Source organism: Brasilonema angustatum (genome assembly GCF_059505445.1).
On record NZ_JCACKO010000146.1, the window covers coordinates 19,087 to 36,329 of the forward strand.

At 41.4% G+C, this 17,243-nt stretch carries 4 protein-coding genes; all 4 read left to right on the top strand.

Translation table 11 applies throughout. The features are described 5' to 3' along the window. Positions 1–2 precede the first annotated feature (2 nt). Positions 3–3,224, top strand: coding sequence for a non-ribosomal peptide synthetase (locus tag AC5JM2_RS30120; RefSeq protein ID WP_495838918.1), 3,222 nt, complete (start codon positions 3–5; stop codon positions 3,222–3,224). Between the two features lie 79 nt (positions 3,225–3,303). Next, positions 3,304–11,061, top strand: a complete 7,758-nt coding sequence (locus AC5JM2_RS30125; protein WP_495838920.1) for an amino acid adenylation domain-containing protein — start codon at positions 3,304–3,306, stop codon at positions 11,059–11,061. Then, positions 11,058–15,239, top strand: coding sequence for a non-ribosomal peptide synthetase (locus AC5JM2_RS30130; RefSeq protein WP_495838922.1), 4,182 nt, complete (start codon positions 11,058–11,060; stop codon positions 15,237–15,239). Before AC5JM2_RS30125 ends, AC5JM2_RS30130 begins: the two co-directional genes overlap by 4 nt. Positions 15,240–15,298: 59 nt before the next feature. After that, positions 15,299–17,243 (top strand): ABC transporter ATP-binding protein/permease (locus AC5JM2_RS30135; RefSeq protein WP_495838923.1); only part of this gene is annotated, 1,945 nt, incomplete at its 3' end.

A 17,243-nucleotide genomic window follows, 5' to 3' on the forward strand; every position in this document is an offset into this window, starting at 1 on the left:
TCGTGGATAATATCGAAGACCTTTATGAACTTTCACCCATGCAGCAGGGGATGCTCTTTCATACCCTTTATGCACCAGAATCGGAAATTTATTTTGAGCAATTGCTTTGTATCTTCTCTGGGGAATTGAATTTTCCTGGCTTTCAACAAGCTTGGCAGCAAATTGTTGCGCGACACCCAGTTTTACGCAGTTCCTTTTATTGGGAAGAGATAGAAAAGCCCTTGCAAATGGTGAGTAAGCAAGTGGAACTCCCGTGGGTGGAATTGGATTGGCGTCATTTAACAGCCGATGAACAACAACAGCATTTAGAGGATTTTTTAGAAGGCGATCGCCAAAAAGAATTCGATCTTTCTGAAGCTCCCCTAATGCGCTTCACCATCATTCAGCTTGGGGAACAAACTTATCAATTTATCTGGAGTCATCATCATATTCTCTTTGATGGCTGGTCGATGCAGATTGTGCTGAAAGAAGTTTTAGCTTTGTATGAAGCTAATCAACGAGGCGAACATTTACGCCTGCTTCCCGCTCGTCCCTATCGAGAGTATATTGATTGGTTACACCAACAAAATATTACTCAGGCAAAGAACTTTTGGCAACAAACTCTCCAGGGGTTTGAGGTTCCTACGCCTTTAATAGGGAACAGGCAACAGGGAACAGGGAACAGGGAATACAATGAAAAACTTTTCCAATTATCTCAAACAGTAACTGACAAGCTGCAATATGCGGCGCGACAGCATCATTTAACTTTGAATAATTTGGTGCAAGGAGCATGGGCACTGCTACTTTCCCGTTACAGTGGGGAAAGCGATGTGGTTTTTGGTGCAACTGTATCCGGTCGCCCACCGAATCTAGCGGGAGTCGATTCAATGGTTGGGCTATTGATCAACACTCTTCCTATACGGGTACAAGTTACAGCAAAAACAGAATTATTGCCCTGGCTCAAGCATTTACAAACCCAAGCATTTGAGCAGGAACAGTATACCTACTACTCTCTGGCAGAAATTCAGCGCCTAAGTAATGTTCCCCCAGGAATACCACTGTTCGAGAGCCTGTTAGTATTTGAGAATTATCCGCTCGATTCTGCTGAGCAGGAAAATAAAAAAACTTTAGAAATTAGTCATCTTCGTTGTTTTGAACGCACGAATTATCCTTTAACGGTAGTGGTTAATCCTGAATCACAATTGTCTGGCAGGATTATCTATGATACTAGTCGTTTCGAGGAACAAACAATTGAGCGCATGATTGGACATTTCCAAACATTGCTAGAAGGAATGGCAGCCAATCTACAACAAGATATTTCCCAATTATCTCTGCTTAGTGCAGCTGAACAAGAACAATTAATTCTACAGGAAAATCAACAAAAAAGAAATTCTATTCATTACAAATGTATTCATACTTTATTTGAAGAACAAGTAGAAAAAACCCCCAACGCAGTAGCAGTTGTCTATGATAAACAACACTTAACTTATAGGGAGTTGAATAACCGCGCCAATCAATTAGCCCATTACCTACAAGATCTGGGAGTTAAACCCGAAGTACGGGTGGGAATTTGTGTCGAGCGTTCACTTTTAATGGTGATAGGAATACTCGCTATTCTCAAAGCGGGTGGGGCTTATGTTCCGTTAGATCCGGCTTATCCTTCTGAAAGACTGGCGTTGATGATGGAAGATGTACAAACACCCATCTTACTAACACAAACTCATTTGTGCGAGCAGGTGCCAATCTATAATCAAACTGTAGTGAATCTTGACTCAGACTGGGAAATAATTGCCCAATACAAAGAAGACAATTTGCCAAGTGAAGTTAATCCAGAAAATTTAGCTTATATCATTTATACCTCTGGCTCAACCGGAACACCAAAAGGAACAGAAGTTCCCCACCGTAGCATTATCGGTTTTATGTTTGGGGTTGATTACATTCAACTTGATGCAGAACAAATTTGGCTACAACATTCATCGATTTCTTGGGATGTACTAACCCTAGAACTTTGGCCGCCCTTGCTTTACGGGGGACGTTGTATACTTTACCCAGATAAAATTCCTACACCTCTTGGCTTAAGCCGCATCATCCAAGAACAAGCAGTTAACACCCTCTGGCTGACTACAACCGTATTCAATCTCATGATTGACACGATACCTGAAAGTTTGTCAGGCGTTAAACAACTGCTGTTTGGGGGAGAGTCCGCTTCTACACCTCATGTTCGTCGCGCGATAGAACTATTGCCGGAAACGCAAATTATTCATGCTTATGGTCCTTCGGAATGTACAGTGTTTACCTCTTGTTATCCGATTCCCAAACAATTTGGTCAAAATGTTCATTCAATTCCCATTGGAAAACCCATCGGTGACAGAACAGTTTATCTACTAGATAGAGATTTACACAGAGTTCCAATTGATGTTCCTGGAGAACTCTATGTGGGTGGGGCAAGTGTTGCTAGAGGTTACTTAAATCAACCACAATTAACACGGGAAAGATTTATTCCTAATCCTTTTGTTGAGGGTGACACACTTTACAAAACCGGAGATTTAGTGCGCCGTCTTCCTGATGGAAATCTGGAATTTTTAGGTCGAATAGATACACAGGTAAAAATTCGCGGCTTTCGTATTGAATTAGAAGAAATTGAAACGGTTTTAATTCAACACCCAGGTATAAAACAAGTCGTAGTCATTGCGCAGGAAGACGAACCTGGGAACAAGTACTTAATTGCCTATCTCCTAACCACGGACAACCCACCAACTGCTAGCACTCTGCGAAACTTCCTCAATCAAAAGCTGCCCGACTACATGATTCCCGCTGCTTTCGTATTTGTTGAGAAATTTCCTCTGACTCTTAATGGTAAGATAAATCGTCGTGCTTTGCCTGCTCTAGATACTTCCCAAAGAAATCTAGAGGTTAATTTTGTTGCTCCGCGCACGCCTACCGAACAAGAACTAGCTACCATTTGGACTGAAGTTCTCAAATTAAAACAGGTGGGAATTCACGATAATTTTTTGGAGTTGGGGGGACATTCTTTACTGGCTACCCAAGTCATTTCTCGATTAAGAGAAGCCTTTTCTCTAGATTTTCCTCTGCGTTATCTGTTTGAAAATCCGACCATTGCCGAACTCGCCCAAAAAGTGATTGCTCAACAAATTGAACAAGCAGAAAATGATGAGCTAACACAGATTTTAGGTGATGTTGAGCAGTTATCAGAAGAAGAAGTGACCCAGCAATTACTTTTTTGAGTATCAACAGCATTTTTTTTATTTCTCTGTGTTTTCTGTGCTTCTATTCAAAAAAAACTAATTTTTAACGATAAGTATTATGAGCGATATACTAAAACGTCTTGAAAAACTTTCGCCAGAAAAGCGAGAATTAGTCCTACAAAAACTGAAAAAACAACAGCAATCTTCACAAAATGACCACAGGTTAACTCCCCCCCTCACACCCGTATCGCGGGAACACCCCCTTCCTCTCTCCTTTGCCCAACAAAGATTGTGGTTTCTTGACCAACTAGAAGGGGAAAATTGTGTCTACAATGTTCCGTTTTTCTGGCAAATTAGCGGATTTCTGAATATCAGTGCTTTAGAACAAGCGATCGCAGAAATTGTTCAACGTCATGAAGTCTTACGTACTAGTTTCTCAGTTGTCGATGGATCGCCAATACAGGTGATTCATGCTCATTCCCAACTGATGATACAGGTTCTAGACTGGCGACAATTGACAGAAAAAGACCAGTTCAGCAAAGCACAGCAGTTAGCCACAGAAGACTTGCAACAGCCATTTGACTTATCAAACCCACCTTTGCTGCGGGTAAAGTTGTTGCAACTAACTGACCAATCCCATCTACTGTTGCTCGTCATCCATCATATCGTTTGTGATGGTTGGTCAATGGACATATTCCGCCGTGAATTGTTCACCCTTTATACCGCATTTTGCGCCAAAGAGCCGTCTCCCTTACCCGAATTATCGCTACAATATGCAGATTTTGCTCACTGGCAAAGACAATGGTTACAGGGAGAGGTACTCCAAAAGCAACTTAATTACTGGCAAAAACAATTAGCTGAAGTTCCGCCCCTGTTAGAATTGCCAACAGATCAACCCCGCCCTTCAGTTCAAAGTTTTAGGGGGCGTAGCGAGTTTTTGCAACTCAATCAAGATCTAACACAGAAGCTGAAGCGTTTAAGTCAGGAGTCAGGAACCACCCTGTTTATGACAATACTTGCAGCATTTACGCTGTTACTGTCGCGCTACAGTGGACAAGAGGATATTGTTGTTGGTTCTGCGATCGCCAATCGCAACCGTCGTGAAACAGAAACACTAATTGGCTTTTTTGTCAATACCCTAGCTTTGCGTACCAACCTGCAAGGGAATCCAACTTTCCTAGAATTACTTAAACGGGTGAAGCAAGTCACCTTGGATGCTTACGACCATCAAGACTTACCTTTTGAAAAACTAGTTGATGAATTGGGTAAGGAGCGATCGCTTTCTCATCATCCCCTGTTTCAAGTGGCTTTTAGCTTGCAAAATGAAACTCCAGATAAACTAGAAATTCCTGGATTAACTCTCACCCGTTTTCAGTGGGAAAATACAACGACGCTGTTTGATTTGTCGCTGATTTTTCGAGAAACGCCGCAGGGATTGATCGGAGAATGGGAATATGCGACAGATTTATTTGAAGCTAAAACTATTCAAAGGATGGCGGGACATTTTGAAGTTCTGCTTGAGGCAATTGTTGATAACCCTCGACAACCGATCAATACTTTGCCTTTAATGACAGCGGCGGAACTGCTACAACTACAAGCCTGGAATCAAACTCAAACTGAATATCCTGAAGATCAAACTCTAGTTGACTTATTTGAACAACAAGTTGAAAAAAATCCTCATAATATCGCTTTGGTGTTTGAATCTCAAAGCTTGACTTATCAGCAACTTAATCAAAAAGCTAATCAATTAGCTCATTATTTAATTCAAAATCACCAAATTCAGCCAGATACCTTAATTAGTATCTGTGTCGAACGCTCTATTGAGATGATTATTGGTGTACTCGGTATCCTTAAAGCAGGTGGGGCTTATGTGCCGATTGACCCCAATTATCCCAAACAGCGGATTGGGTTCATGTTAGAAGATTCTGGGACATCGGTGTTGCTGACCCAAAGTTTCCTCACTGATCGACTACCACTAACTGAACTGGAAAACTCGCCTAAGATTATTTGTTTAGATCGGGAAACTTTTGCCCAAGAGTTAATAGATAATCCCAGTCCTCAAAGTACACCATTAGATTTGGCTTATGCGATCTATACCTCTGGTTCCACCGGACAACCCAAGGGAGTAATGATTTCGCATCGAGGACTGGTGAATATGACTTTGGCAGTTAACCAAGTTTTACAAATTCAACCCCAAAGCCGTTTGCTTCAGTTTGCTTCTTTCAGCTTCGATGCCTCAATTTCAGAAATTGCTACTGCCCTCGCCGCAGGCGCTTGTTTGTATCTTGCTAAAAAAGAAAGCTTGTTACCTAGTCAAAGCTTGGTTGACTTCTTAGCTGAACACAAAATTACCCACAGCTTTTTACCTCCTTCAGCTTTATCTGTCTTACCTCAAGCCACCTTACCGGATTTGCAAACCATAGGGGTTGGTGGTGAGGCTTGCCCAGCAGAATTAGTTACCCAGTGGGCACAGGGACGGCGTTTCTTTAATTGCTATGGACCAACGGAATCTACGGTGAATGCTGCGATCGCTCTAGTTGAACCCAATGGCAAAAAACCGCCTATCGGTAAACCGTTGCCCAATATCCGCATCTATATTTTAGATGCAAATAATCAACTATTACCCCCAGGAATACCAGGCCAATTGTGTATTGCTGGCGTTGGTTTAGCCAGAGGCTATCTTAATCGTCCTGAAATGACCGCCGAAAAATTTATTGAAGTTGAATTCTTCGGTAAAATCGAGCGAATTTATAAAACTGGCGACTTGGCAAGATGGAGAGATAATGGAAACCTTGAATATCTCGGTCGCATTGACGATCAAATTAAACTGCGGGGCTTCCGCATTGAATTGGGTGAAATTGAATCACTATTATTGCAACACCCATCAGTAAAAGAAGCCGTTGTCATTTTATATGAAACTGATAGTAATCCCCGGTTAGTAGGTTATGTCACGGCGGTAGAAAAATCCGTTAATTTAGGCGGTCAACTCAAAGACAACCTAAAAATTCGCTTGCCGAATTATATGATTCCTAGCCAGATTATGGTCTTGGATAAGTTGCCCCTTAGCCCTAACGGTAAACTAGATCGTAAAGCTCTACCAGCACCAGATCCAGCTACTTGCAATGACTTTGAAATGCCTGTAACTCCCACAGAAGAACTACTGGCTACTTTATGGCAAGGTTTGTTAAAAGTTAAGTCTGTTGGTCGCCCTGATAACTTCTTTGAACTGGGAGGACATTCCCTATTAGCAACCCAATTGGTTGTCCGTATTCGTGACAGTTTTGGAGTAGAATTACCTGTCCGCAAGGTATTTGAGCAGAGCGTTTTGTCTGAGTTGGCTACAGTTATTGACAAAGCTGCTTTCGGGTTCACCCTACCTCCGATCACACCCCAGCCAGAAAATGAAGCCAAAACTCTGTCCTTTGCCCAATCAAGACTCTGGTTTTTAGCCCAGCTTGAAGGTAAAGGCACTTCGGCTACCTACAATATGTCAGCGGCTCTGCAACTTGACGGCAATTTGTGTATAAAAGCTTTGCGTGCAAGTTTTGAGTATCTCCTCGAACGCCATGCTATTTTACGCACCTATTTTCCTGCACTGGAAGGAGAAGCCCAAGTAGTCGTTAAAAATCTAGAGGATATAGAAGTGCTGGAGATCGTAGATTTACGGGAAGCGCCTCAGCCTCAAGAGGAAATTGTACAACGTTTAGTCGATACTCATGCTCAAGAACCCTTTGACTTAAATACTGGTCCCCTGTTCAAGGCGAAACTGTTGCAACTAAGCGAACAGAAAAATGTGCTGCTGCTTAATATGCACCACATTATTAGTGATGGTTGGTCAATGGGAGTGTTTAAGCGTGAATGGGAACAGGCTTATGCTGCTTTTGCTGCGGGGAATACTCCTCATTTGTCACCGTTGCCGATTCAGTATAGTGATTATGCAGCTTGGCAGCGAAGCTGGTTACAAGGTGAGGTTTTAGAAAGACAGGAAAATTACTGGAAACAACAACTAGGCGATGCTCCCCGATTGCTGGATTTGCCTACCGATCATCCCCGTCCAGCGCAACAAAGTTACCAAGGTGGGCGCGAGGAATATTGTTTGAGCAGTGAACTGACTCAGAAACTTAAAACAGTGAGTCAGAAACATGGGGTGAGTTTGTTTATGACCCTGTTAACGGCTTTTAGTATCTTACTATCTCGTTATAGCCGTCAAGAAGACTTATGTGTCGGTACTGCGATCGCCAACCGCACTCATAGCTACACAGAAGGGTTAATCGGTTTTTTTGTCAATACTTTGGTATTGCGAAGTCAAGTCAAACCAGAGCAAGGATTTAGCGAGTTACTTCAACAAACCCGCCAAACTTGCTTAGATGCTTACGCTCATCAAGATATTCCCTTTGAGTATTTGGTAGAACAATTACAACCAGAGCGCAATCTGAGCCATAATCCCTTATTCCAAGTGATGATGGTGCTGCAAAACGCGGTAGGGGCGGGGGTGAATGTTAGTTTACCAGGGCTAGATATTCAATACCTAGAACAAAGTTTCCCGTTTGCCAAGTTTGATTTATTGCTAGATTTGTGCGAAAGAGATGACCAACTACATTGTATGTGGGAATATGCCACAGATTTATTTGAGGCATCAACAATTAGGCGCATGGCGAGACATTTTGAAGTTTTGCTGACAGCAATTACTCAAAATCCCCAACAGCCTATCAGTAAACTACCCTTAATCACTACAGCAGAAATCCAACAACTGCTAACCTGGAATCAAACCGATACCGATTACCCCCAAAACCAGACTTTGGTAACTCTGTTTGAACAACAAGCAGCACAAACTCCCGATAACATTGCCGTGGTGTTTGAAGGTCAAAGCTTGAGTTATCAAGAACTCAACCAGAAAGCCAATCAGCTAGCGCATTATTTGTTGGAACTCAAAAGGCAGCAACAACTGCCTGACAACTCATTGATAGCGATTTGTCTGGAGCGATCGCTATCTATGGTCATTGGTTTACTCGGTATTCTCAAGGCAGGGAGCGCTTATGTACCGATTGATCCCAATTATCCCCGCGATCGCATTTCTTTAATGCTTGAAGATAGTGCAACTCCCATACTGTTGACAACTAACCTAATTAAAGAAAAATTGCCCCTTGACAAACTGGAAAAGCTCTGTAATGTTCTCTGTTTAGAGACAGAAAGTTTTACTGAACAGCTAATAGATAATCCCCGTTTCCAAAGCTATCCCAATGATTTAGCTTATGTCATCTATACTTCCGGCTCGACTGGTAAACCTAAAGGTGCAATTAATGCCCATCTTGGGATTGTTAACCGTCTTTTATGGATGCAAGATACCTATCAACTGACATCTCAAGATTGTGTCTTGCAAAAAACCCCTTTTAGTTTTGATGTGTCAGTGTGGGAATTTTTCTGGCCACTGATAACGGGGGCTAAATTAATTGTGGCTAAACCAGAAGGGCATAAAGATCCAGGTTATCTATCCGAAATCATTGTTAAACACAAAATTACAACACTTCATTTTGTCCCATCGATGCTGCAAGCTTTCTTACAAACTTGTGATTTTGAACACTGTCGCAGCATTAAACGCGTCATTTGTAGTGGTGAGGCTCTTAGTCTTGAAATGCAACAGACTTTTTTTCAAAAGTTTAACGCATTGGGAACAGAACTTCATAATTTATATGGCCCTACTGAAGCAGCAGTAGATGTGAGTTTCTGGCAATGTCAGCCCAATCAGCCTTACTTCTTTGTCCCTATTGGTAAACCTGTGGCCAATACCCAACTTTATGTGTTGGATAAAGATCAAAATCCTTTACCGATTGGCATTCCAGGTGAATTATATATTGGCGGTATTCAAGTCGGAAAAGGTTATCTTAATAGTGCAGACTTAACTGCACAAAAATTTATTGAACTGAACTTATTCGGTAAGTTAGAACGGGTTTACAAAACTGGCGACTTAGCCAAATGGTTAGCTGATGGCATTTTGCAATATTTGGGGCGTATCGATCATCAGGTGAAACTGCGTGGCTTTCGCATCGAATTGGGTGAAATTGAAGCTTTCTTAGCCAAAAATCCCAAAATTCAGCAAGCAGTTGTAATTCTAGAAGGAGAAGATGCAATTGATAAGCGCTTGCTAGCTTATATCGTACCCACGCCAACAGATAACGACCTAGAAGATGAAAGTCATAAAGCTGAACAGGTGGAACTGTGGCAGCAAGTTTTCAATGATAGCTACTCTCAGCAACAAGCCCCAACCGATGACCCAACCCTCAATATAGCAGGTTGGAATGACAGCTACACTGGAGTTGCCATTCCCCAAGCGGCAATGCAGGAATGGCGAGATACAACAGTTGACCAAATTCTGGAACTTGAACCGAAACGGGTTTGGGAAATTGGTTGCGGCACAGGGATGTTATTGTTTAAAGTTGCGCCTCATTGTCAGCATTATCTAGGTACGGATTTTTCACCGGAAGCATTGCAGTATATTGAACAATATCTTAAACAGCAGTCTCTTAATGAAAAAGTTACTTTAAAACAAAGTGCAGCTAACCAGTTTGACGGCATTGAGACAAATGCTTATGACTTAGTGATCATGAATTCCGTCATCCAGTATTTTCCCACCTTGGATTACTTTTTGGAAGTTTTGCAGGGGGCTGTCAAAGCTGTGACGACTCAAGGAGCAATCTTTATTGGGGATATACGAAATCTCAATCTGCTGGAAACTTTCCACACCGCAGTGGAATTTTATCGCGCCGCCGATGAATTATCAATTAAGGACTTGCGTCAACAGATTCAAAAAAGCATCCGCACCGAAGAGGAATTACTAATTGACCCTGATTTCTTTATCGCCCTCAAACAACAAATTCCTCGCATTAGTCACGTGCAAATTCAATTGAAGCAAGGTTATGCTCAGACGGAAATGAGCCGTTTTCGTTACGACGTTGTTTTACACTTGGATCGGGCAGATACTCCCGTAGCAGAACCTCAATGGTTAGATTGGCAAGAACAACAGTTGAATCTGGAAACAATCGAGAAAATTTTAACAACTCAGCAACCAGATTTACTAAGCATTAAAGATATTCCCAATGCGCGTCTAACTTCAGAGATGGAGTTGTTAGAACAAATTGCTCAATTAGATGGTACTGTTACAGACTTAAAAGCGGCAGTAGCCCAAGTAAAATCAGGCATAGAACCCGAAGCATTCCGAACTTTAACGCGAGATTTGCCCTATACAGCTTTTCTCCAATATAGCTCCACAGGATTTTCTAATTACGATGTTGTTTTCCAAAGGAATGTCCCTGGACAGGTGACTTTGCCACGATTCCCAACAACAGATAATTTGCGGCTGAAACTTTGGCAACATTACGCCAACCAACCGCTGCAATATCGCACCAATCAAGTTGATCCAGCATTATTAGACGAATGGCGGGATTTTCTGGCAAAAAATCTCCCTGATTATATGATTCCTAGCCATTTTATTGTTTTAGAAAAACTACCACTGACACCAAATGGAAAAGTAGACCGCAAAGCCTTACCAGCGCCAGATAAAATAGTTTCGTCAACAGACATTGAATTGGCTGTGACATCGACGGAAAAATTGCTGGCTCAATTGTGGGCAAAGCTGCTTAAATATGAAGCGATCGCCCGACAAGACAACTTCTTCAACTTGGGAGGACATTCCCTATTAGCCACCCAACTATCCTACCGCATCCGCGACACCTTCAAAGTAGAACTGCCACTGCGTAAGGTATTTGAGTACCCTACCCTCAGTGAATTGGCGAATTATCTTGATACCTGCATTTGGGTTAATTCCACCACCGCAGATATGCAACCTTTAAACTCAGACGAAGAGGAAATTGAACTATGACACAAAATCAGCAAGTAGTTTCTTTAATGCTTCGTTTGCAGAACATGGGCTGCCGAATTTGGGCTGAAGATGATAAGTTACGGATTCGTACTAGCAAAAATGCCCTCACTTCTGAACTCAAGCAGGAAATTCAAACCAACAAAGCAGAAATATTAGCATTTTTAAATGCTGCCAAAGCCAAAACTGTTATGGCAGAGGAAATTCCCACTTTAAGCGCTGATGCCCCGAAATTTCTTTCCTTTGCTCAACAACGCCTCTGGCTGTTAGCACAACTCACTGGATCATCAGCTACTTACAATATGCCGATGGCTTTACAATTGGAAGGCAACCTTAATATTGATGCGTTGCGCTCTAGTTTGGCTTATCTGCTTAACCGTCATACCAGTCTAAGGATGTATTTTCCTACAGTGGCAGGACAACCCCAAGTTGCCATTAGCAATTTAGACGAAATCGAAGTTTTAAGTATACAAAATTGCCGAAACCTTGATGAACATCCCCACTCCTTAACTATCCAGCGTTTAATCGATGCTCATACTCAAGAACCGTTTGACTTAAATACTGGCTCTTTGTTTAAAGCAAAGCTGCTGCAATTGAGCGATCACAAAAATGTGTTGCTAATCAATATGCACCACATTATCAGTGATGGCTGGTCAATGGGGGTACTTGTTCGTGAGTTACGGCAAGCTTATACCGCCTTTACCCAACGACAAACCCCAAACCTTGCTCCCCTGCCCATTCAATACAGCGACTACGCAAACTGGCAACGAAACTGGTTACAAGGGGAGGTATTAGAAAACCAGATTAACTATTGGAAACATCAACTCAAAAATGCTTCCCCATTACTGGAATTGGCCACTGATTATCCTCGCCCAGCACAGCAAAGTTACCGAGGCGCACGCTATCTCTACACTCTCACGCCGGAATTAAGCGCTGCTGTTAAAACCTTCAGTCAACAACAAGGCGTAAGTCTATTTATGACCTTGTTGGCGGCGTTGAGTATTCTGCTTTCTCGTTACAGTCGCCAAAACGATCTGTGTATTGGTTCTCCCATTGCCAATCGTACCCATAGCCAGACGGAAGGGTTAATCGGGTTTTTTGTCAATACCCTTGTGTTGCGTACTCAAATCAAGCCTGAGCAGAGTTTTATCGAGTTCCTGCAACAAACTCGCTCCTCTTGTTTAGATGCTTATGCTCATCAAGATATTCCCTTTGAGTTTCTGGTAGAAAAGTTACAACCAGCGCGGAGCATGAGTCATAATCCATTATTCCAGGTGATGTTAGCACTGGAAAATAATGAAAGTCCAGACTTGAGTTTGCCAGGATTAGAGATTGAATGGCTGGGAGTGAAGGGTGCGATCGCTAAATTTGACTTAACACTTATGGTAATGGAATATGACAATCAGTTAAATTGCTCTTGGGATTATGCTACCGATCTGTTTGAGAAGAGTACCATACAACGGATGGCGGAACAGTTTGAAGTTTTACTTCAAGGAATTATTGATAACCCTCAACAACCTATAAATGCTCTGCCTTTGATGACAGTGGCAGAACTTATACAACTACAACGTTGGAATCAAACTCAAACCGACTATCCCCTCAATCAAACTTTAGTTAATCTGTTTGAAGCTCAAGTAGAAAAAAACCCTCATAATATTGCTTTGGTGTTTGAATCCCAAAGTATAACTTACCAACAACTGAATCAAAAAGCAAACCAACTGGCTCATTATCTCATTCAAAATTACCAAATTAAGCCAGACACTTTAATTAGTATCAGCATTGAACGATCTTTGGAAATGATTATTGGTGTTCTCGGTATCCTCAAAGCAGGTGGGGCTTATGTGCCGACCGATCCCAATTATCCAACTGAGCGTATTCAGTTCATGTTAGAAGATTCTGGGACATCGGTGTTGCTGACGCAAAGTTTCCTCCTAGACCAATTACCCCTAAGTGATCTGAAAAACTCCTGTCAGGTAATTTGTTTGGATGAGGAAACTTTTGCCGAAGAATCAACAGATAATCCCAGTCCAAAAAGTACGCCTGATGATTTGGCTTATGTAATTTATACCTCTGGTTCGACGGGAAGACCGAAGGGGGTGATGATTTCGCATCGAGGACTGGTGAATATGACTTTGGCAATTGACCAAGTTTTGCAAATTCAACCCCAAAGCCGTTTGCTTCAGTTTGCTTCTTTCAGCTTTGATGCCTCCATTTGGGAAATTGCTACTGCCCTCGCCGCAGGGGCTTGTTTATATCTTGCTAAAAAAGAAACTCTGTTAGTAAGTCAAGACTTGGTGAACTTTTTAGGCAAGCACAAAATTTCTCATGTCACGTTACCTCCTTCAGTCTTATCCCTATTACCCCAAGCAACCTTAAGCGATTTGCAAACCGTAGTTACTGCTGGTGAAGCTTGCCCAGCCGAATTAGTTACCCGATGGGCAAAAGCACGGCGTTTTTTTAATGGCTACGGACCGACGGAATCTACGGTTTGTGCAAGTATAGCTCTAGTTGAACCCAATGGCAAAAAACCACCTATCGGTAAACCGTTGCCCAATATCCGTATCTACATTTTAGATGCAAATAATCAACTATTACCCCCTGGAATACCTGGGGAATTATGTATTGCTGGTGTTGGTTTAGCCAGAGGCTATCTCAATCGTCCTGAAATGACCGCCGAAAAATTTATTGAAGTTGAATTATTCGCTCAGTTTGACCGAATTTACAAAACTGGCGACTTGACAAGATGGAGAGATGATGGAAACCTTGAATATCTCGGTCGCATTGACGATCAAATTAAACTAAGAGGTTTTAGAATTGAACTCGCTGAGATTGAATCAATTTTGTTACAACATCCATTAGTTAAAGAAGCTGTTGTCATTTTATATGAAACTAAGAGTAACCAAAGTTTAATTGCTTATGTAAGGGGAATTACCACTGATTTGTCTACCCAATTAAAAAATCACCTCAAATCCCGTCTACCCGATTACATGGTACCTGCTGCGATCATCTTAGTAGATGAATTGCCTTTAACTCCCAATGGCAAAATTGACCGTAAAGCTTTACCTGCTCCCAATGGTGGAGTTGAAGCCTTATATACAGCCCCACGTAATGAAGTTGAAAAACAGCTAGCACAGGTATGGTCTGCTGTACTCGAACGTCAAGAAATTGGGATTCATGATAACTTTTTCGACTTGGGCGGTCATTCTTTATTGGCAATGAAATTGCTCAATAATATTCAACAGGTGTTTGAGCAACAACTTGGCTTGAGCAGTTTATTTCAGAATCCTACTATTGCTCAATTGGCACAACAACTCGGTAATACTGAGGTGCAACAGTCCCATCCCGATTTACTCTCACTCCAACCTCAAGGAAATGCAGCGCCTCTATTTTGTCTTCCTGGCGCTAACGGACACGGCTTTTATTTTCGAGATTTAGCCATTAATTTAGGAAATGAGCAGCCAGTGTATGGACTCGAAACTCCAGGAAGAGAAGGAGTTAGCCCACTCCCTGACTCAGTAGCAGCCCATGCGAGTCAAGTCCTAACGCTATTACGTCAACAGCAAGCCCAAGGTCCATACATACTAGCAGGATACTCTTCGGGTTGTGCCGTTGCTTTTGAAATGGCTTCCCAATTGGAACAGCAAGGTGAAAAGGTGGGTTTACTGGCTATCTTGGATTCTGGACTGGTTTCTCACCCTGAGTATTTAACTAATAGGGCAGAGATTGATTGGATTTGGCAATCACTCCAACAGATTGAAGCTTTAAAGGGAGTTTCTTTCGGTTTGGAATACGCTGATTTAGCTGCTCAACCTGACGACCAAGCCCGTTGGGATTTGGCGGCGGAGTGTTTATACCGATATAATGTCCTACCGGAACACTCAACCCTTTCTTTGCTAAAAACTAATATGAAAGTGATAAAAGTGCTGACGCTCAATTACGCGAATTATCAGCCTACCCATCGAATTTCTGCCCCTATTATTTTATTCCGTGCTCAAGAAGTTCATGAAATTGTTTTACAAGAACTCCAAGCTATTTCCAATTACGAGCTACCAGATTGGGGATGGCAAGCTTATACTCAAAAACCTGTTAAGGTAATATCTGTACCTGGAAACCACGGTCGAATGCTTTATGAGCCTAATGTAAAAAGTTTAGCCAGGGAATTACTAAACACCATAAAATAATTTTACCAAAGACCTAATGGAAATTATCGTTGTATTGAGCCTAAACTAATTTTTCAAATATGCAATCTAAAACTTTTGTTAAGAAAACTTCAACGAATGATTCTTCTCCGGGTTTTAATCAATTTTGGAAGGATGTCAGAGTGCTCGCTGGATCTTACTGGTATCCAAAAGAGGCAAAAGGAAGAGCCTTTTCCGATGTTATTCGTTCATGGCTAATGCTCATTCTTCTAATATTATTAATCGTCGCCCTCGTAGCTGTAACTGTCTTTAATAGCTTTATTAACCGCTATTTGCTTGATATCCTCGTCGAAGAAAAAGATATTACTAAACTTGTTCAGATATTATGGCTTTACGGTGGTGCTCTTGCCTGCGTAACGCTCTTAATAGGATTGTCTAAATTTGTTAGAAAAAAAATCGCTCTTGATTGGTATCAATGGCTAAATAATCAGATTTTAGAAAAATATTTGAGCCATCGCGCTTATTATAAAATAAACTTTCAATCAGATGTTAATAATCCAGATCAACGAATAGCTCAGCAAATCGAACCTCTGACCAGCAATGCTCTCAGTTTTTCGGCTACTTTCCTAGAAAAAGTGCTGGAAATGTTAACTTTTTTAGTAATTATCTGGTCTCTTTCCAAATTTATTGCAATTGCATTGATTGCTTATACGATTATAGGCAATTTCATTGCTGTTTACTTGGCTCAAGAATTGAATAAGATTAAACAAGAGGAACTAGAATCTCAAGCAGACTATACTTACAGTATCACTCATGTTCGGAATCATGCTGAATCAATAGCTTTTTTTGGGGGAGAAAATCAAGAATTAAATATAATTCAACGAAGATTTTATCAGATTATTCAAAGTACTAAACGCAAGATTGATTGGGAGAGAAGTCAGGATATTTTTAACAGGGGATATCAGGCGATTATTCAAATATTTCCATTTATAGTATTCGGTCCTTTACAGATTAAAGGTGAGATTGATTTTGGACAAATTGCCCAAGCCAGTCTTGCGTGTAATATGTTTGCCACTGCAATAGCAGAAATAATCAGAGAATTTGCAAATTCAGGAAGATTTTCTAGTTATGTTGAGCGTTTAACTGAGTTTTCAAATGCTTTAGAAGAAGTGACTAAACAACCCGAAAATGTGAACACAATTAAAACAATAGAAGAAAACCGTCTGGCTTTTGAGAATGTCACCTTACAAACACCGAATTATGAACAAGTGATCGTCGAAGACTTGTCACTTGTTGTTCAACCAGGAGAAGGTTTATTGATTGTTGGACCGAGTGGACGAGGTAAAAGTTCTCTGTTGAGAGCGATCGCGGGTTTGTGGAACGCGGGAACTGGTCGTCTGGTGCGACCTCCGCTACAATCCGTCTTATTTTTGCCCCAACGTCCTTATATCATTTTGGGAACTTTACGCGAACAGTTACTCTATCCCAATACAAATCGTCAAATGAGCGATGCAGAACTCGAAGAAGTTTTGCGACAAGTCAACTTGCAAAACTTGCTAAATCGAGTCGAAGGCTTTGATACAGAAGTCCCTTGGGAGAATATTTTATCGTTGGGAGAACAACAACGCTTGGCTTTTGCACGACTGTTAATCACTCATCCCAACTTTACTATTTTAGATGAAGCAACCAGTGCTTTGGATTTGACAAATGAAGGCAATTTATATGAACAATTACAATTAACGAAAACAACTTTTATCAGTGTTGGACATCGAGAGAGTTTGTTTAATTATCATCAATGGGTTTTGGAACTTTCACAAGATTCCAGTTGGCGACTTTTGACTGTTCAGGATTATCGCCTTCAAAAAGCCAACGAAATTATTACTAATCCTCCTGAAAACCCCCAAATTACAGAAGTCCAAGCCACAAATCCTCCTGAAAACCCCCAAATTACAGAAGTCCAAGCCACAAATCCTCCTGAAAACCCCCAAATTACAGAAGTCCAAGCCACAAATCCTCCTGAAAACCCCCAAATTACAGAAGTCCAAG

Excerpts from the sequence above, each read along its gene's own strand:
- AC5JM2_RS30125 (WP_495838920.1), top strand. The coding sequence starts at position 3,304 with ATGAGCGATATACTAAAACGTCTTGAAAAACTTTCGCCAGAAAAGCGA.
- AC5JM2_RS30130 (WP_495838922.1), top strand. The coding sequence starts at position 11,058 with ATGACACAAAATCAGCAAGTAGTTTCTTTAATGCTTCGTTTGCAGAAC.